This window comes from Pseudoxanthomonas sp. GM95, from assembly GCF_900109775.1.
In the GTDB taxonomy this organism is placed as follows: Bacteria; Pseudomonadota; Gammaproteobacteria; order Xanthomonadales; family Xanthomonadaceae; genus Pseudoxanthomonas_A.
This window is the reverse complement of the sequence record NZ_FOAX01000001.1, coordinates 1736441-1752933: the sequence shown is the minus strand read 5'-3', so window position 1 is coordinate 1752933 and position 16493 is coordinate 1736441. Positions and strand designations below refer to the sequence as shown.

19 protein-coding genes and 1 pseudogene are annotated in these 16493 nt (G+C 61.6%); 17 read left to right on the top strand and 3 right to left on the bottom strand.

The features are described 5' to 3' along the window. Nucleotides 1-120: 120 nt before the first annotated feature. Nucleotides 121-585, bottom strand: a complete 465-nt coding sequence (locus tag BMZ17_RS08050) for an SET domain-containing protein (RefSeq protein WP_093137939.1) — start codon at nucleotides 583-585, stop codon at nucleotides 121-123. Between the two features lie 149 nt (nucleotides 586-734). Between BMZ17_RS08050 and BMZ17_RS08045 the strand changes: the two genes are divergently transcribed. From BMZ17_RS08045 to BMZ17_RS08020, 6 genes are all read left to right on the top strand, one after another. Then, nucleotides 735-1643, top strand: coding sequence for a LysR family transcriptional regulator (locus BMZ17_RS08045; RefSeq protein WP_217645744.1), 909 nt, complete (start codon nucleotides 735-737; stop codon nucleotides 1641-1643). Between the two features lie 358 nt (nucleotides 1644-2001). Beyond that, a complete protein-coding gene (locus BMZ17_RS08040) occupies nucleotides 2002-3183 on the top strand; it encodes a CaiB/BaiF CoA transferase family protein (RefSeq protein WP_093137937.1) in 1182 nt (393 codons plus the stop codon). Beyond that, nucleotides 3180-3962: an enoyl-CoA hydratase gene (locus tag BMZ17_RS08035; RefSeq protein ID WP_093137936.1), complete on the top strand. Its 783-nt coding sequence runs from the start codon at nucleotides 3180-3182 to the stop codon at nucleotides 3960-3962. The genes BMZ17_RS08040 and BMZ17_RS08035 overlap by 4 nt, the downstream gene beginning before the upstream one ends. Before the next feature lie 69 nt (nucleotides 3963-4031). Then, nucleotides 4032-5366 carry an MFS transporter gene (locus BMZ17_RS08030; protein ID WP_093137935.1) on the top strand — a complete coding sequence of 445 codons (1335 nt, stop codon included), beginning with the start codon at nucleotides 4032-4034 and terminating at the stop codon, nucleotides 5364-5366. 33 nt (nucleotides 5367-5399) lie between these two features. Continuing rightward, complete coding sequence (locus BMZ17_RS08025) at nucleotides 5400-5933, top strand: gamma carbonic anhydrase family protein (RefSeq protein ID WP_093137934.1); 534 nt, start codon at nucleotides 5400-5402, stop codon at nucleotides 5931-5933. Continuing rightward, nucleotides 5930-7258, top strand: a complete 1329-nt coding sequence (locus BMZ17_RS08020; protein ID WP_093137933.1) for a glycerate kinase type-2 family protein — start codon at nucleotides 5930-5932, stop codon at nucleotides 7256-7258. The genes BMZ17_RS08025 and BMZ17_RS08020 overlap by 4 nt, the downstream gene beginning before the upstream one ends. A 64-nt stretch (nucleotides 7259-7322) precedes the next feature. Here the strand turns inward: BMZ17_RS08020 and BMZ17_RS08015 are convergent, their stop codons facing one another. After that, nucleotides 7323-7499 carry a CsbD family protein gene (locus tag BMZ17_RS08015; RefSeq protein WP_093138113.1) on the bottom strand — a complete coding sequence of 59 codons (177 nt, stop codon included), beginning with the start codon at nucleotides 7497-7499 and terminating at the stop codon, nucleotides 7323-7325. A 187-nt stretch (nucleotides 7500-7686) separates the two neighbouring features. Between BMZ17_RS08015 and BMZ17_RS08010 the strand changes: the two genes are divergently transcribed. The 5 genes from BMZ17_RS08010 to BMZ17_RS07990 all read left to right on the top strand — a co-directional run bounded on the left by BMZ17_RS08010 (nucleotide 7687) and on the right by BMZ17_RS07990 (nucleotide 11404). Next, entirely contained in the window at nucleotides 7687-7974 is a 288-nt protein-coding gene (locus tag BMZ17_RS08010; protein ID WP_093137932.1) for a hypothetical protein, read from the top strand. A gap of 208 nt (nucleotides 7975-8182) precedes the next feature. Then, a complete protein-coding gene (locus BMZ17_RS08005; RefSeq protein ID WP_093137931.1) occupies nucleotides 8183-8386 on the top strand; it encodes a hypothetical protein in 204 nt (67 codons plus the stop codon). Nucleotides 8387-8533: 147 nt separating this feature from the next. Further along, the gene (locus BMZ17_RS08000; RefSeq protein ID WP_093137930.1) at nucleotides 8534-10627 is read left to right on the top strand and encodes a catalase; all 2094 of its coding nucleotides are present in this window, start codon (nucleotides 8534-8536) and stop codon (nucleotides 10625-10627) included. A gap of 48 nt (nucleotides 10628-10675) precedes the next feature. Beyond that, the gene (locus BMZ17_RS07995; protein WP_093137929.1) at nucleotides 10676-11128 is read left to right on the top strand and encodes a PA2169 family four-helix-bundle protein; all 453 of its coding nucleotides are present in this window, start codon (nucleotides 10676-10678) and stop codon (nucleotides 11126-11128) included. Nucleotides 11129-11221: 93 nt separating this feature from the next. Beyond that, nucleotides 11222-11404 (top strand): hypothetical protein, encoded by a 183-nt coding sequence (locus tag BMZ17_RS07990; RefSeq protein WP_093137928.1) that lies wholly within the window; start codon nucleotides 11222-11224, stop codon nucleotides 11402-11404. Nucleotides 11405-11484: 80 nt separating this feature from the next. Here the strand turns inward: BMZ17_RS07990 and BMZ17_RS07985 are convergent. Continuing rightward, nucleotides 11485-11886 (bottom strand): annotated as a pseudogene (locus tag BMZ17_RS07985) (aldo/keto reductase); the annotation flags it as partial. Nucleotides 11887-12099: 213 nt separating this feature from the next. On the opposite strand from BMZ17_RS07985, the gene BMZ17_RS07980 reads away from it, so the two are divergent. The 6 genes from BMZ17_RS07980 to BMZ17_RS07955 all read left to right on the top strand — a co-directional run bounded on the left by BMZ17_RS07980 (nucleotide 12100) and on the right by BMZ17_RS07955 (nucleotide 16493). Further along, a complete protein-coding gene (locus BMZ17_RS07980; protein WP_175485506.1) occupies nucleotides 12100-12639 on the top strand; it encodes a hypothetical protein in 540 nt (179 codons plus the stop codon). Then, nucleotides 12636-13100, top strand: a complete 465-nt coding sequence (locus BMZ17_RS20905) for a hypothetical protein (protein WP_139202830.1) — start codon at nucleotides 12636-12638, stop codon at nucleotides 13098-13100. The genes BMZ17_RS07980 and BMZ17_RS20905 overlap by 4 nt, the downstream gene beginning before the upstream one ends. Before the next feature lie 766 nt (nucleotides 13101-13866). Then, nucleotides 13867-14724, top strand: a complete 858-nt coding sequence (locus tag BMZ17_RS07970; RefSeq protein WP_093138112.1) for an STAS domain-containing protein — start codon at nucleotides 13867-13869, stop codon at nucleotides 14722-14724. 1 nt (nucleotide 14725) lies between these two features. Beyond that, nucleotides 14726-15091 (top strand): STAS domain-containing protein, encoded by a 366-nt coding sequence (locus BMZ17_RS07965; RefSeq protein WP_093137924.1) that lies wholly within the window; start codon nucleotides 14726-14728, stop codon nucleotides 15089-15091. Further along, nucleotides 15091-15492 (top strand): anti-sigma regulatory factor, encoded by a 402-nt coding sequence (locus tag BMZ17_RS07960; RefSeq protein ID WP_093138111.1) that lies wholly within the window; start codon nucleotides 15091-15093, stop codon nucleotides 15490-15492. Before BMZ17_RS07965 ends, BMZ17_RS07960 begins: the two co-directional genes overlap by 1 nt. Continuing rightward, complete coding sequence (locus tag BMZ17_RS07955) at nucleotides 15483-16493, top strand: ATP-binding protein (protein WP_217645743.1); 1011 nt, start codon at nucleotides 15483-15485, stop codon at nucleotides 16491-16493. The genes BMZ17_RS07960 and BMZ17_RS07955 overlap by 10 nt, the downstream gene beginning before the upstream one ends.

Sequence of the window (16493 nt, the reverse complement as noted above, 5' to 3'; positions counted from 1 at the left end):
TGCCTCATTTTTATGAAGATAACCATGCGCCTTCATGCTGGACAGGTCTAGGAGCTTCTCCGGCCTTATTGCGGGATGTCTGCTGTCGGACGCCGCTAGCTGCCGATAGACTAAGTGAAGCTACCTAGGAGCTAACATCGTTCCGCTACAGGTATCAGCGCCGCATCGGCACGCCCATAACGCCTGCATGCGCTTGGTGTGTCTGACCGGCAGGCAGATCCCATAGCTCAGGGTGAGCTCATCGCCTGGCGCAATCGGCCTGATGGCGTGGAACATAATCCTGTCCAGGCTGCGGTCGTCACTATCGTGCTCGTAGAGTACGCTCTCGCAATTGGGCTGGCAGCTGTGGTTGAACCACTTGGCTGCACAGCGCGATCTCGTCGCATCAAGCAGAAACTGGTCGTTGAGCGAAAACAAAAACGTGTGGCCCGAGTCGATGCCATGTAGATCATCGGCCTCGGCATCCTCGCTGGACTTGACGACGCCACGGTACTGGGCGACCCGTTGGCCGGGTGATATGTCGACCTGGGCGAAGACCCCTTTGCCATGGATCGGCGAGTTGCGGACAAGAATTCTTTTCTGCATAGGGGTGATCTTAAGGGCCTTGCTGCAAGGGCGCTGTGGTTATCTCAGTAGGGTGGACCATGGGCTTGATGGCGCGTTGCGGCTCGGGGGCTTATGGTCGGCTATCGATGACAATTTGGCGGATCTGTGCCGCCTGAATGGATGGAAGGGTGGTTGATTTGAGATTGGACACGGTAACCATCGCCTTGATACTGGCAACGGTCGAGGAGGGCAGCATCTCGCGCGCCGCCAATCGCCTCGATCTGGCCGTTGCGGCGGCCTCCAGGCGGATCTCCGAGCTGGAGGAGCAGCTGGGCGTCAAGCTGTTCCGGCGCCTGCCGCATGGCATGGAGGTGACCGAGGCTGGCGACAAGCTGATCGTGCACTTGCAGCAGGTCGATATGCTGGTCGATCGCCTGGCCGGCGATGCCCAGGCGATGGTCAGCGGCCTGGACGGTCGCATCATCATCGGCGCGCCCAAGGCGGTGATCATCGAGTTCCTCTGCGGCGACATCGCCCGCATCCAGCAGCTCTATCCCGGCATCAGCCTCAAGATCGTCGAAGAAAACAGCCGCATCATCCAGCAGTCGCTGCGCGACCGGGTGATCGACATCGGCATCTACGAATCGCGCAGTGGTTTCCTGGACTTGAGGCAATATCCATATCGGGAGGATCGGCTGGTGCTGGTCTACAACCCGTCCCATTTCAGCTTTGATGCAGATCCGGTTCCGCTGGAAGCCTTGTTCGACAAGCCGGTGATCTCCCTGGGCAAGGGCTCGGCCACCCTGGCCGCCATCGAGCGGGCCTTCCGAAACCAGGGCAGGGCGTTCACCAACAACTTCCTGGTCTCCGGTTTCGACACCATGTTCAACATGGTGCGGCATGGACTTGGGATCGGGCTGATGCCACCTGAGGTCCATCGCTTCTTCGACCCTGGCGCCACCATCGGCCAGGCTGAGCTAGACGGGAACTGGCAGCATCGCCAGTACGTGCTGTCCTACGTCGAGGGGCATGCACAAGGGCAGACTCTGGCCAATATCGTGAGCGAGCTCAGGCGCGGGTCCACGTCCAGGTCCTGAGGCACCTTAGTGTCGTCGGGGGAGGCGGCCGAGCGACGCCTTGGCGTGGATTGCGACCATGGTCTAAGGCGCTTTTGCGGCTCGCAAGTCAGCGGCGGCGGGCAGGCCTTTCGCTGCTTTTCGAAATGGCCGGGCGCAGATGCCCACGCCTTGCCGCATCTATCTTTCAGCGCGTTTTGAGCGGAACCGATTGCTGGCGAAGTGGTGCCACGTGTCCGCATAGCTGTCGCGTGTTTGGCGGCTCACTCTTAGTGCTTTCGAATTCTGCGAAACCTGCCATGTCCGCCACATCATTGCCGGTGGCAGGCGCCTTGGTGAGAGTGCAACGCAAGCACTCGCGCATCGAACCGGAGGAACCATGGCGCACTCGAACGAAACCGCAACTGCCACGCTGCCACTGGCGGGCGTCCGCGTCCTGGACGTCAGCCAGGTCATGGCCGGTCCCTTCGCCTGCATGATGCTGGCCGACATGGGCGCCGACGTCATCAAGGTCGAGCCCCTGGAGGGCGACCAGACCCGTGGCGCCATGGGCTTCAAGATGAAGGGGCCCGACAGCATGGGCTTCCTCAATATGAACCGGAACAAGCGCTCGGTGGCGCTGGACCTCAAGACTGAAGAGGGCAAGGAGTTCTTCTACGAGCTGGCCAAGACCGCCGACATGATCGTGGAGAACTACCGCCCCGGCGTGGTCAAGCGCTTGGGCATCGACTACGACACCATCTCCAGGCTCAACCCCAAGATCGCCTACGCCAGCATCTCCGGGTTCGGCCAGAGCGGGCCTTGGTCTTCGCGCCCAGGCTTCGACCTGATGGCTCAGGCCATGTCCGGGGTGATGAGCGTGACCGGCTACAAGGATGGTCCACCGGTGAAGGCTGGTGTGCCGGTGGCAGACATCGGCTGCGCGCTGTTCGCGGTATACGGCCTGCTGTCTGCCTACATCGGTGCACAGAAGTCCGGCCAGGGCCAGCACATCGATGCGTCGCTGTTCGACTCGGCCATGGCCTTCTCGATCTGGGACATGTCCGAGTACTGGGGCATCGGCACGCCGCCGACGCCGCTGGGCACGGCCAACAAGATGAGCGCGCCTTACCAGGCGGTCAAGGCGAGCGACGGTTACTTCGTCATGGGCGCGACCAACCAGAAGCTATGGACCAAACTGTGCGAGCTGCTGGAACGCCCCGATCTTCTGGCGCATCCCGACTACGCCACGGTCGCCTTGCGCCTGAAACACAAGGAAGCCCTCATTGCTGCGCTTGAAGACTCCTTCGGCCGACAGCAAGCAGAGCACTGGATTACCACCATGCTCGATGCCGGCATCCCGGCGGGCCCGATCCTGACCTATCCGGAAGCCTTCGGCAGCGACCACGCCCAGCATCGCGGGATGTGCATGGAGATCGACCATCCCAACGAGGGCAAGGTCAAGAACATCGGCTTCCCGGTGAAAATGCGCGGCACGCCGCAGCGGGTCTACCGGCATCCGCCGCTGCTGGGCGAACACAACGAGGAGCTGATGGAAGAGCTGGGCGCGGTGCAGTCATGAACGACACCGCCGCCAGCGCGCAGGTGCTCGAACGCGTCATCTCGCCAGGGATCGTCGAGGTGGTGATTGATCGCCCGGAACGGCGCAATGCGATGACCCTCCAGATGTATGAGTTGATGCTGGGCATCATGGCCAAGCTGCAGGAAGATGCATCGGTGCGGTGCATCATGATCCGGGGCGCGGGTGGAAAATCCTTCGTCGCCGGCACCGACATCGATCATTTCCGGGAGTTCACCAGCGGTGCGCAGGGCGTGGCCTACGAGGCAATGATCGAAAAGGTGATCGGTGCGGTCGAGCGCATTACCGTTCCCACGATTGCGGTGATCGACGGCTGGGCTGCCGGCGGTGGATTGGCGCTGGCCACGGCCTGCGACTTCCGGGTCTGTAGTGCAGGCTCCAAGTTCGGAGCGCCGATTGCCAAGACGCTTTCAAACACCTTGAGCGCTCGTAACCTGGCACGACTGATCGCAGGCTTCGGCGTGCCGCGGGTCAAGAAGATGCTGATGCTGGCCGACTTCGTCGATGCACCCGAGGCGCTTGCCTGTGGCTACGTCCATCAGATCGCGCAAGCCGATGAACTGGAAGCCAGCGCACTGGCACTTGCGCAGCGGCTGCCCCCCTTGTCGCAGGTCACCCAGCATGCGGTGAAGGAGTCCATCCGCCGCGTGGTGATGGAACACAGCTTCAGTGACGACGACCTGGTGGCTGCGGTCTATGGCAGCGCTGCCTTTCATGATGCGGTGGCAGCCTTCGGCTCGAAAACAAACAACAAGCGCTAGCCCTTCAGGGCTGGCGTGTTCCTCACGACCGGTCGGTCTGAGGCAAGAGACAATGACCTGGGAGGGTTCATGAAACGCTTGTCCATGAAGGCCAGTACCACGGTACTGGTGATGCTCTGCCTGATGTACTTCATCACCTACATTGACCGGGTCAATGTGAGCACGGCCGCCGGTCAGTTCAAAACCGAGCTAGGGCTGTCCAACACCCAGCTGGGCGTGGTGTTCTCCGCCTTTGGCTATCCGTACGTGATCTTCCAGTTCATCGGGGGATGGATCGGCGATCGCTTCGGTGCGCGCCGCACCCTGCTGGTGTGCGCCTCGATCTGGGCGCTGGCCACGGTCCTGACCGGCATGGCTGGTGGGCTGGTCTCCTTGATCGCTGCACGCCTGCTGCTGGGCCTGGGCGAGGGCGCAACCTTTCCCGCGGCCACCAGCGCCATGGGCGCCTGGATCCCGCGCGAGAAACGCGGCATGGCCCAGGGCATCACGCATTCGGCGGCGCGGTTTGGCAACGCGGTGGCGCCGATGATCGTGCTGGCGATCATGACCGCCTTCGACTGGCGCACCTCGTTCTACGTGATGGGCGTGGTCAGCGCGGTGTGGTTGGTAGCCTGGTACTTCTGCTACACCGAGCTTCCAGCTGACCATCCTCGGATCACGGCCCAGGAGCTTGAGTCGCTGCCCAAGCCCAAGGTGCGCCGGGTCGACCCGCCGGGGACCTGGGCGCGGCTCTACCGTCGCATGGCGCCGGTGTCTGCGGTCTACTTTTGCTACAACTGGACGCTGTGGCTGATGCTCAGCTGGATGCCGCTGTACTTCATGCACAGCTTCAACCTGGACATCAAGAAGGCGGTGATCTTCACCTCCGGCGTCTTCATCGCCGGCGTGGTGGGCGACCTGGTCGGAGGCATGGTGAGCGACCGCCTGCTGACCAGGACGCGCAATCTCAAGATCGCCCGCAGCTACCTGGTGGCCGGCTGCATGGCCCTGACCGCCCTGTCGCTGCTGCCGGTGCTGCTGGTCAATGATCCCTTCCACGCCCTGATCTTCCTGGGGGCGGCAATGTTCTTCAATGAGATGACGGTGGGCCCGATGTGGGCAGTGCCGATGGACGTTGCCAACGAACGGGCCGGCACGGCCAGCGGGATCATGAGCGGCACTGGCGTGACCGCAGCATTGATCAGTCCAGTCGTGGCCGGCTTCATTGCGGACCGCCTGGGCAACTGGAACATCACCTTCATGGTCTCGGTCGGTGTGATGGTGGTGGGCACGGTGCTGTGTTTCCTGATGAAGCCGGATGTGCCGTTCCAGGAGAAGCTTTCGACCTTACCTACGGGGGAGAAGAGTTCGCCGGCCACCACGAGCGCGTTCTTCGCCGACAAGCAGCCGCGCCAGGCCAGCTGAAAGGTGCGGTTGCGGCAATGTAAGAGGAGCCATATGCCTTGTTATGAGATTGAAGGCCAGCGCCCGGTGCTGGCGCCAAGCTGCTGGGTTGCGCCGGGTGCGCACGTCATCGGCCAGGTCAGCCTGGAGGCCGGTGCCAGCATCTGGTTCGGCGCAGTGGCGCGTGGCGACAACACCCCGATCAGCATCGGCCAGGGGACCAACATCCAGGACGGCGCGATCCTGCACTCGGATCCCGGCTATCCGCTGATCGTTGGCGACCAAGTGACCGTCGGCCATCGCGCAACCTTGCACGGCTGCACGATCGGGCAGGGCAGCCTGATCGGCATGGGCGCCACGGTCATGAATGGGGCGGTGATCGGTGAGCAGTCGCTGGTGGCGGCCAATGCGCTGGTGACCGAGGGCAAGGTCTTTCCACCGCGAAGCCTGATCGTCGGCAGCCCGGCCAAGGTCGTCCGCCAGCTCGACGATGCAACGCTCGAGGGACTGGCGACATCCTGGAAGCAGTATCGCGACAAGGCCGCGCTGTTCGCCCAGGGCCTGCGAGTAGTGGAGGATGCGGGATGAGCAGCGTCTTGGAACGCTTTGATGGCGCGCTGCCTGCCGTTGGAAGCAGCGCAGGGCCGTCCCCTGCTGATCCGCGACAGCTGCTGCTGGGCATGTTCCATGCGGCGGTCGATGCGGCACAGCCGGCGCTGCGCCTTCGCGATGCTCTGCCTGCGCCGCCCAAGGGACGTACCGTGGTCATCGGCGCTGGCAAGGCTTCGGCCGCCATGGCGCAGGTGCTGGAAGCGCATTGGCCAACGCCGCTGGAAGGTGTGGTCGTGACGCGCTACGGCCACGGCGTGCCGTGTCGATCGATCGAGATCCTGGAGGCCGCCCATCCGGTGCCGGACCAGAATGGGCTGCGGGCCGCCCAACGCATCATGGCCTGCGTGCAGGGGCTGACCGCCGATGACCTGGTGATCTGCCTGATCTCCGGTGGTGGCTCGGCCTTGCTACCTCTGCCCGCGCCAGGCATCAGCCTGCAGGACAAGCAGGTCATCAGCCAGCAGCTGCTGGAAGCCGGCGCCACCATCAGCGAGATAAACTGCGTGCGTCGGCATCTGTCGGCCGTCAAGGGTGGCCACCTGGCCGCAGCCTGTCATCCGGCGCCAATCTGCAATCTGGTGATCTCCGACGTGCCGGCCGATCATTTGAGCGACATCGCATCAGGGCCAACGGTCCCCGATGCCAGCACCAGCGCCCAGGCAATGGACCTGCTGGTTCGGTATGGCATCCAAGTGCCGCCAGCCGTATCTGCGGCGCTTGCGCAGGGTCGCACCGAGACCATTAAGCCAGGTTCGGCGTCCCTTCCACAGATCCAGAACCATCTGGTGGCCACGCCCCAGCAGTCCCTTGAGGCGGCCGCAGCCTACGCGACCGGTCATGGCCTCAATGCCTACATCCTTGGCGATGCCGTCGAAGGCGAGGCAAGGGAAGTGGGCAAGGTGATGGCGGCGATCGCGCGTCAGGTGCGCCTTCACGGCCAGCCGTTCAAGCCACCCTGCGTCCTGCTCTCTGGGGGTGAGACTACAGTGACCGTGCGCGGCAACGGCCGTGGCGGTCGCAACGTCGAGTTCCTGCTGTCGCTAGGGATCGCACTGGGAGGAATGGACGGGGTTCATGCCATCGCATGTGATACCGATGGTATCGATGGCCGCGAGGAGATCGCGGGCGCCACCCTTGCACCTGACAGCCTGACCCGTGCACTTGCGCTGGGCGTGCGTGCGGCCGCGGCGCTGCAAGACAACGACGGCCATGGCTTCTTCGGATGCTTGGGCGATGCCGTCGTGACGGGGCCGACCCACACCAACGTCAACGATTTCAGGGCCATCTACATCGGGGCATAGTGATATCCCCGCGCTTCGCCTGCTCCGCCGCGGCCTCGCGTGGGCGAGGCCGGACGGTCGTGCGTCAATGATGCGGCTTGGCGTTGTCGCGCGCCTTGCCGACTTCGCTCTGTACTTTGCCAACGCCTTTCTGGATCTTGCCTTCGGCTTCCTGAGTCTTGCTACCGGTCACCTTGCCGGCGATTTCCTTGGCAGTGCCTTTGACCTGGTTCTTGGCACCTTCAGTACGATTTCTGTCCATCGTCGTGTTGCCTTGATCTGCGCCCAAAGCGGGCTAAGAAAAGCTGGACCTCGACGAGTTGAATCGCCGTGAAGCAAGCGAGCGTTTCCAAGACGCGATTGCAACAACTCCTGCACAAAGATGAGTTGAAATCGCAGTGTCTCCGGCCGCTCGGAGTTGTCTTACATTTTCGCAATAGACTAACTGGATGCAGGACTCCGAGCACGTAGATAGCTCGATCATCCAAAGCGACCGCGTGTTCACGGTTGCGATCTGTGTCAGCCGCCAGGGCCAATGCACCTTGCTTTACGTCGGCAAAGCGATCGAAACCCCCGGCCAGGCTTGGCTGGTACTCGAATGGGATCGCTCAGGGATGCAGGCCCTCAAGCGACTTCCGCTGACCGCCAAGCTGTTGCAGAAGCATCCACCCGTTGGACACGGTGTTGAAGCGAACTGGACCTATATCGTTCCGATGCCACGCCCCAAGCTGCGCTGAGCTGCGATAGGGACTGCAACCGTTGGGTTGGCCTCCTTAACGATGTTCGATGGGCTAGCTTTTGCATAGCAGTGATCCGTGCATTACAGATCATCCTCGCTGCGAGACTGTCGCCTCGAATCGCAGGAGCGATTAGTCAGCCCTGGCCGAAACTTCTGCACTGGCGCGTTGGAAGACTCACGTCTTCCTTCAATCTTGGAAGTTCGACATGTCCGCAGACGACCTCTTCCAGACCGTGGGCTTGCTTTATCAGGTTCTTGGCCTTTGTGCCTCGGGCAAGGCTCCGGACCCTGTGGTGTGCGAGTGGCTCTGCAAGCTCCTGCTTGCGCGGCGGGATGCTGAAGGTGTCTACGCACTCACCGAGGCAGGATGGCGCCTGTTGGGCGAGCTCAAAAGCAGGTTCGACGCCTGAGGCGATCGCGGCCACGGCGCCAGGAATGATGGATAGAACTCCAGATCTCCACTTTGCGTGAAGGTGCATCGAACGAACTTGAACACCCGGTTAGCAGCTGGGGCCTGAGCATCGATGTCTCCTCCGCCAGCTGACTGGACCCATTCCATGGCCGCAAGCAAGCGCGCTTCAAACCAAGCCCCGACCTCTACCGGAACTTCGACCGAGCTCAGGGGGCAGGGCGATGAACTGCACCAGCTTGCGGGCGGCAGTCATCCGCCGCTGACCACCAACCAGGGCATTGCGGTCAGCGACAACCAGAACTCGTTGCGGGCGGGTGCCAGGGGGCCGACCCTGCTGGAAGACTTCGTGCTGCGCGAAAAGATCATGCATTTCGATCACGAGCGCATCCCCGAACGCATCGTGCATGCCCGCGGCACAGGTGCCCATGGCTATTTCGAGCTGACCAATTCGCTGTCCCGGTACACCACGGCCAAGATCCTGACTGAGGTTGGCCACAAGACGCCTGTGTTCACCCGATTCTCCACCGTGGCCGGCGGCGCCGGCTCGGTTGACACGCCGCGTGACGTGCGCGGGTTTGCGGTGAAGTTCTATACCAAGGAAGGCAACTGGGACCTGGTGGGCAACAACATCCCGGTGTTCTTCATCCAGGACGCGATCAAGTTCCCCGACCTGATCCACGCGGTGAAGATGGAACCGGACCGCGGCTTTCCGCAAGCCGCCAGCGCCCACGACACCTTTTGGGACTTCATTTCGCTGACTCCTGAGTCCATGCACATGATCATGTGGGCGATGAGCGATCGGACCATCCCGCGCTCGCTGCGCATGATCGAAGGGTTCGGCATCCACAGTTTCCGGCTGCTCGATGAGCAAGGTCAGAGCACCTTCGTGAAGTTCCACTGGCGGCCCAAGCTGGGCCTGCAGTCGCATATCTGGGACGAGGCGGTGAAGGTGGCCGGGGCTGACCCGGATTTCCAGCGCCGTGACATGTTCGAGGCGATCAGCAATGGCGATTTCCCCGAATGGGAACTGGGCGTTCAGCTGTTCACTGAGGAAGACGCCGCTGGCTTTCCATTCGACCATCTGGATCCGACCAAGCTCATTCCCGAGGAGCTGGTGCCCTTGCAGGTCATTGGCCGCATGGTGCTCGATCGCTGGCCCGACAACTTCTTTGCCGAGACCGAACAGGTCGCCTATTGCCCGGCCAATATTCCGCCGGGCATCGACTTCTCCAACGACCCGCTGCTGCAGGGCAGGTTGTTTTCCTACCTGGATACGCAGCTTTCGCGACTGGGGTCAGCCAACTTTCACCAGCTCCCCATCAACGCGCCCAAGTGCCCGTTCCACAACAACCAGCGCGACGGGCACATGCAGAGCCAGGTGCCCAAGGGGCGGGTTGCCTATGAGCCTTCCTCGCTGCAGGAAGACTCCCCGCGGGAAACCAGGACCGGGTTCCGCAGCCATGCAACCGCCGATGATGGCCTCAAGGGGAGGTTGCGCGCGGAGAGCTTTGCCGACCACTACAGCCAGGCGCGCCTGTTCTACCGCAGCCAGTCCAAGCCGGAGCAGGCGCACATCGCTTCGGCCCTGGTCTTTGAGCTTTCCAAGGTTGAGACGGCCCACGTGCGCGACGCGGTCACCGGGCACCTGCGCCACATCGATCCGGACCTGGCCCAGCGCGTGGCCGATGGACTTGGCATGGATGCACTTCCGGCTGCGCCCGCCACCGCCTTCGAACCGATCGACATGAAGCCCTCGCCGGCGATCCAGCTGATCGGGAAGATGAAGGACACCTTGCAGGGCAGAAGCGTCGGCATCCTGGTCAGCGAGGGCTCCGACGCCGGAGCAGTGGCCGCTATCCAGAAAGCGGTCAAGTCCGCAGGCGGGCTTACCAAGATCGTGGCGCCCAAGCTGGGCATTACGCTATCCGATGGCAGGAAGATCACGGCCGCCGGGCAACTCGCCGGCACGCCTTCTTTCATCTTCGACGCGGTAGCGATCGTGCTGACGCCGGAAGCGGGCAATAGCTTGGCTAAGGACTCTGCGGCTATCGATTTTATCAGCAATGCGTGGGCCCACCTCAAGGCCATCGCCAGCGATGCGGGCGCCCAGCCGCTGCTCAAAGCTGGGAGTGTCGGTAAGGACACGGGCGTGGTCGATGCCGGCGACATGACGGCTTTCATCTCGGCGGCAAAAGTTCGCCAGTGGCTGCGCGAGCCGAAGCTTCGTGCCTTGGCTTGATTGAGAAAGTTCAGGCGAGATTTCAGTCCGACCAGACAAGGAACGAACATGAGCATCGAGAAGAAGACCACCCGGGAGCTCAATGCATTGATTGAGATTGCACGCGATGGCGAGCACTTCTACAGGGAAGCATCAAAAAAAATTCACGACAAAGCGCTTGCAGATCTCTTTACTCACATCGCGGACGCCAAGCAGGCAGTCGTAACCAAGCTCAGTGCCGTCGTGTTCTTCGTAGGACTAGAGCCCGCCAAGCACGGAACCGTGCTCGGCATGACTCGGAAGCTTTACGCCAAAGTCCGAGCGGGGCTTGGCGGCGGTGATTTTGCCTACCTTACGGAGCTTGAGGAGGCAGAGGATCGCCTGCTCAACGAGTTCATCGCGACCGCAACGGATGTGGACATTTCCATCGCGGGACGAGAAGCAGTCGCTGGACTGATTCCCTCGCTCAAAGACACCCGCAAGGTGCTTGGACATCGAAGGAGAGAACTACAGTTGCAGTGAGACCTACAGCAGCTGTAGTGCTAATGCAGCAACCCCAAAGCAGCGAGCCGTCCGATTCAAGACGGCGCCGAGTCATCTGACAGGAGCATCGCCATGAATTTCAACGTACAGCAGCGCCAGGTTCTGGAAAGTATCCGGGACGGCCGGAAAGTCTCGGAGATGGACGCAAACTGGGCAGTCAACAAGGAGCTGGCTACGCAAGGTGAGGATGGGGATATCGATCTCACCCAATTGGGACGCTCGCAAATCGATCGAAGCCCCAACGCATCGGTCTAATGGCCTCTGCACTAATCAAAGCACGCAGCGCCTCGTAAGGCGCGCCGTGAGCTGATCCGCGACGCCTGAGCCCGACATGGCAGGCTGTCCTCCACCGAACGGCGAAAGTCGGCAGCCGGGTAGTCATAGCGATATCGAAAGGGCAGGGGATCGGTCGACATCGTTTGCGGGAGCTCGCCAGTCGTTGCGGTGAGCAGGCGTCCGACCTTGCTCGAGATCACGTAATCGTCCGCGGACCGTCTGTGCAGGTCGTGCCCCATCCTGCATTCGCTCAGTCCAAGTCCGTACCAAAGCGATGTATCGAAATATCGGATCCCCCCGTCCCATGCATCCTGGAGCGTGTCCTGGCTTTGCGCATCGGTCGCCGGCGCAAAGCCGTTGCCGATGGCGACGCCTCCCAGCCCGAGATGGCTGGAGGGACGGAACCTGCCTTGTGGGCTTGCGCTTTCAGATGCGGGGGAAGTGTTGGAGTTATCTTTCATGGGAATTGTTCGAAGCTGGGGGGCACTTCGAGACTGTCATCTGTGCCATGTAGGAACGGTGCTGGGCCGTCATGAACTCATGCGCTGCTCTTCGGTGACCTGTTCAGCAACTCGTTGCGTGGCCATCACAGGGCGCACCGTAAAAAACTACTTCCTTCTGTTCATTCGCCCGCTTTGGACACGATCACGGCATTCTCCAATACATACCCCACGGTGGCAGTGGCCGTCGTGCTACTCGTCGTGGCCTGCACCGTATTTGGCCTGCTGATGGTCAAGCCCAGAAACGCAAGCCGCAGCGACATCACTGAGTCTAATCCGGCACTCGAAGCAAGCCTGGCCGACTGGTCCAGCGACTTGAAAACCCTTGCCATTTCCCTGCACCTTGGCCGATGGAATGACGTGAGATACGCCATGCAGTGGGACGTGTTGGAAGTGCCAGATAGTGTCTTCGTCGCTCTTGATGAGCAGTCATTGGGAGACAAGCAAACCGTACTGCTTTCAAGGGTGATGCAGGAGGCCACGACTCTGGCAAAGACTTCGGTCCTGATCGAGCATCATTACTTGCTGCCTAGCGGACAAGTCCCCAAGAAAGGGACCCAGCGTTACAGCGCTACCGACTATGCACGAGCTGTTCGCATGCTGTGCATTTCAATCGATCGTGCAGTTGCCGCCCTTGAACCGCAGAACCGTTCCGTGTCAAATTACGGCGCACGGTCGGAGCCTTCGGCGCAGCCCTTGAGCGAGGCTGCATGACCCGATCATTGCATCGCATCGCGCTTGATGCCGGAAACGGTGCAGAGCTGCACGACCTTCTTAAAATCGGGGACTTTGAGCACTGGATCGTGATGGGCTGGGAAGTCCGAGGCCAATACTGTGTTCCTGAGATTGCCATCCGGCTCGAGGGGCTGCCCTACATTCCCAGTGGCACTGGCCAAGCCGAATTTACCCTGATGTGCCCTCTACCTCTGTCGGGTACCCAATTCCATCGCATACCTGGCTTGGTGGTTTTTGAATCGGGCGAATCACAATCCTGGCGCTTGCGCGTACTTTCAGCGCTGCTAATTGAACATGCAGGTAAGCATCACCCTGACCAGATCATATCGGTGCCCAAGCCAGATGGGCGGCATTTGATGGATCCAAGGGTCAGGCCACGCAGGGCAGGGAGTCATCGCGGGCAAGCCGGCGATCTAGATCGAACCAGTCCGACCGTTTGACTGCGGTCTGTATGTGCAAACTGGTTGGAGTTCTATTGGAGCTGAAGGCGCGGTATGCGTAGGATCAGGTGGCTTTTGCCCGCATGGCGGGTGCGACGCGCCAAGCAGGATGCGCTGACGGCGCGAAGACTCAGGTCGGTAGCTCAGTTCCAAGTTGACCAAGAGGTGGAGAGGCTCTGGCTCGCCGTCCAGCAAAGCTCGAAATTGCGCCATATGATCGATAGGGCCGCCACCTCGGGCCACATCGACCGCGATATCGCCACCAAGGCGATCGCGTAGTTGACCGACTTGAGGTCGGAACCGGAACAGCTCAGCACCCGGCTTCGTTTGGCTGAGTTGAGCCAGGCAGATGTCCTTGGGACAGCACTGTAAGAAGCCCGAAGTGGGCGCGATTATCTAGCCTGTGCTGCTGATGAGCTTGAACTGCGCGCGCTCTTGCTCGGCATCGATCTTGCGATGCGCAGGCTGGTCAATGAGTCCATCGGCCTATTGGCTCAAGTCGACTCGCATCTCGGGGCGGCGGGCCGCCGCATACTGATGCGCAAGCATGCTTGCATCGACAAGTAAGCTCGTAGGCGCAAGCTCGGCTCAAGCACGCCTCCACACCCTCAGTCCACCTGGCAGGTCGTGCTCCCCTGGAAGGGGCATTCGATGCCGGTCCGATGCCGCGGTTAGCAGTGCAAGCATCAAGCCGGCGTGAATCTCATCCCACTTTCGCAGCGTGATCTTTCCAGTCAATATGGGCCACTTGACCGTGGAGACTTTCATGACTGGGCTGTCTAAAAACACTACTGTTTCACTGATGTCCCACGAGTCGACGCTCCTTGCCGAGTGGATGCAGAACCTGGAGGACAACGGCGCCTTGTCCGATGGACGCATCTCTCGCGCCGAGGTGGAGGGGCAGGCGCGTGAGTTCCTTCGTGCCTTCACCAGCGCTGCCCAAGATGGATCCAGCCTGCGCGTTCGAGACGAGGTTTGGGCCGATGCTCGGACTTTCCTGGACGCACTGTCGCGTAGCCGCGCCTTGGCCGGCTTCGATTCATCATCGACGGCCAGCTTTGTTTTTTCGATGAAACGTCCGATCTTCAGCCTGCTTCAGCAGGAATACAAAGCCGCCCCCGAGGCCCTGGCGGAGCAGCTGTGGCTGCTCTCAGACCTGATTGACCAGCTTGGTCTGCAAACGGTCCAGACTTTTCAAAAAACCCGCGAAGCCATCATTGCGCGCCAGCAGGAAGAGTTGCTGGAACTCTCCACTCCGGTAGTCAAGCTTTGGGACGGCGTCCTGGCACTGCCGATGATTGGCACCCTGGATTCCCAGCGAACCCAGGTGGTCATGGAATCGCTGCTTCAGCGCATCGTCGAGACCGGGTCGGAGATTGCCATCATCGACATCACCGGCGTGCCCACAGTCGACACACTGGTGGCCCAGCACCTGCTCAAGACCGTCACTGCCATCCGCCTGATGGGAGCCGACGCCATCATCAGTGGCGTGCGTCCGCAGATTGCTCAGACCATCGTCCACCTTGGCCTGGATCTGCAGGGCATCACCACCAAGGCGAACCTGGCAGATGCCCTGGCCCTGGCGCTCAAGCGCACGGGACAAGCCGTAGTTCGCAAGGACTGACATGGACCGCATCCCGCTGTTGAAGATGGGTGACTTCCTGCTGGCGACCATCCAGGTGGAGATGCATGACCGCCTCGCACTGACATTGCAGGAAGACTTGGCCGAACGAATCAGTGCAGTCGGTGCGCGCGGAGTCCTTCTGGACATCTCGGCGCTTGACATGGTCGATTCCTTCATCGGCCGCATGATCGCCAACATTTCCGGGCTATCCGAGTTGATGGGTGCCACCACGGTCCTGGTGGGCATGCAACCCGCGGTAGCCATCACCTTGGTTGAACTTGGATTGAGCCTGCCGGGCGTGCGCACCGCCATGAACGTCGAACGCGGCATGGCCCTTTTGCGCGCCAGCGTAGACGCCACGCCGTGATCGTTACCGCTCAGGGGCAGCAAGACGTCAGGAACGAGCAGGATGTCGTGCTGGCACGCCAACTGGTGCGCAAGCACGCTGTGACCTGCGGACTGAGACTGGTCGATCAGACCAAGGTGGTGACTGCCGTAAGCGAACTGGCGCGCAACACCGTGGTCTACGGCGGCGGCGGGACCATGCAATGGGAGCTGCTCGAAGATGGCATTCGCCGCGGCGTAAGGCTGTGCTTTGTTGACCAGGGGCAGGGTATCCCCGACATGGCTTTGGCGCTGACCGATGGCTGGACTTCAGGCTCGGGCATGGGCCTTGGGCTGACCGGTGCGCGTCGGCTGGTGGATGAGTTCGACATCCACAGCGTGGTCGGCCAGGGCACGCGCGTGACCATCACCAAGTGGACGTAGTCCATGTCGGCAAGCCTGCATTGTGCCTGCTGATCGAAGACGCCAGTCAGGTAGGGCATGCCAGGCGCGAAGCAGTCCGCCTGGCGACGACGCTGTCCTTTGACGAAGCCGATCTGGGTCGGGTAGCTCTTGTAACAACCGAGCTTTCAACCAACCTGCTCAAGCATGCCACCCGCGGGGTCCTCTATCTTTCGGTCGTCCCGGGCAAGATCAGTCCAGGCCTGGAGGCAGTCACGATCGACCAGGGGCCTGGATTTGAACTCCACCGCTGCCTGGCTGACGGCTATTCCAGCCGTGGCACCCAGGGCATTGGCCTGGGCGGAATCGCCCGCCAAAGCCAGATGTTCGATGCTTGGTCTGACGACAAGGGCAGCGTGGTGATCAGCCGTTTGTACGGAGGCACTGTCCTGGGCGGCGATCTGAGGGTCGGAGCCTGTCAGGTGCCACTGGCCCATGAGCCGGTCAGCGGCGACGGCTGGGCATTTGCACTGGACGCGCGCACCCTCAGCGTCATGGTGGTCGACGGGCTCGGACACGGCATCCTGGCGCACGACGCCGCCACGGCAGCATCAGAAGGATTTTCCAGCACCCCGTTTGACAGCCAGCTCGCACTGATCGAACGCCTGCACTCGGCAATGTCCGCAACCCGGGGCGGGGCCGTCGCCCTGGCTCAGATGCAACTGGAAACTGGCGCGCTCTCCTACCTGGGGGTGGGAAACATCGCCGGCTGCACGGTGTCAGATGAAGGCTCGCGTGGTCTTGCCTCCATGCCAGGCATCGTGGGCGGCGCGTTCCGCCGGCCGCAGGCGTTCCACAGCCAAGTTGAGCGCACGGTTCTTGTGATGCACAGCGACGGGCTGTCTGCACGTTGGAACCTGCGGGACTATCCGGGATTATTGCGGCGTCATCCTGCCGTGGTGGCCTGGGTGCTGCACCGGGATGCATCGCGTGGTCGTGACGATGCCACCGTCGTGGTCTTCGATCTGGGGGCGTTGAGATGA

Excerpts from the sequence above, each read along its gene's own strand:
- BMZ17_RS08050 (WP_093137939.1), bottom strand. The coding sequence starts at position 585 with ATGCAGAAAAGAATTCTTGTCCGCAACTCGCCGATCCATGGCAAAGGG.
- BMZ17_RS08000 (WP_093137930.1), top strand. The coding sequence starts at position 8,534 with ATGGCCGCAAGCAAGCGCGCTTCAAACCAAGCCCCGACCTCTACCGGA.
- BMZ17_RS08030 (WP_093137935.1), top strand. The coding sequence starts at position 4,032 with ATGAAACGCTTGTCCATGAAGGCCAGTACCACGGTACTGGTGATGCTC.
- BMZ17_RS08015 (WP_093138113.1), bottom strand. The coding sequence starts at position 7,499 with ATGGACAGAAATCGTACTGAAGGTGCCAAGAACCAGGTCAAAGGCACT.
- BMZ17_RS07970 (WP_093138112.1), top strand. The coding sequence starts at position 13,867 with ATGACTGGGCTGTCTAAAAACACTACTGTTTCACTGATGTCCCACGAG.
- BMZ17_RS07990 (WP_093137928.1), top strand. The coding sequence starts at position 11,222 with ATGAATTTCAACGTACAGCAGCGCCAGGTTCTGGAAAGTATCCGGGAC.
- BMZ17_RS20905 (WP_139202830.1), top strand. The coding sequence starts at position 12,636 with ATGACCCGATCATTGCATCGCATCGCGCTTGATGCCGGAAACGGTGCA.
- BMZ17_RS08005 (WP_093137931.1), top strand. The coding sequence starts at position 8,183 with ATGTCCGCAGACGACCTCTTCCAGACCGTGGGCTTGCTTTATCAGGTT.
- BMZ17_RS08020 (WP_093137933.1), top strand. The coding sequence starts at position 5,930 with ATGAGCAGCGTCTTGGAACGCTTTGATGGCGCGCTGCCTGCCGTTGGA.
- BMZ17_RS07965 (WP_093137924.1), top strand. The coding sequence starts at position 14,726 with ATGGACCGCATCCCGCTGTTGAAGATGGGTGACTTCCTGCTGGCGACC.
- BMZ17_RS08025 (WP_093137934.1), top strand. The coding sequence starts at position 5,400 with ATGCCTTGTTATGAGATTGAAGGCCAGCGCCCGGTGCTGGCGCCAAGC.
- BMZ17_RS08035 (WP_093137936.1), top strand. The coding sequence starts at position 3,180 with ATGAACGACACCGCCGCCAGCGCGCAGGTGCTCGAACGCGTCATCTCG.
- BMZ17_RS07995 (WP_093137929.1), top strand. The coding sequence starts at position 10,676 with ATGAGCATCGAGAAGAAGACCACCCGGGAGCTCAATGCATTGATTGAG.
- BMZ17_RS08010 (WP_093137932.1), top strand. The coding sequence starts at position 7,687 with ATGCAGGACTCCGAGCACGTAGATAGCTCGATCATCCAAAGCGACCGC.
- BMZ17_RS08040 (WP_093137937.1), top strand. The coding sequence starts at position 2,002 with ATGGCGCACTCGAACGAAACCGCAACTGCCACGCTGCCACTGGCGGGC.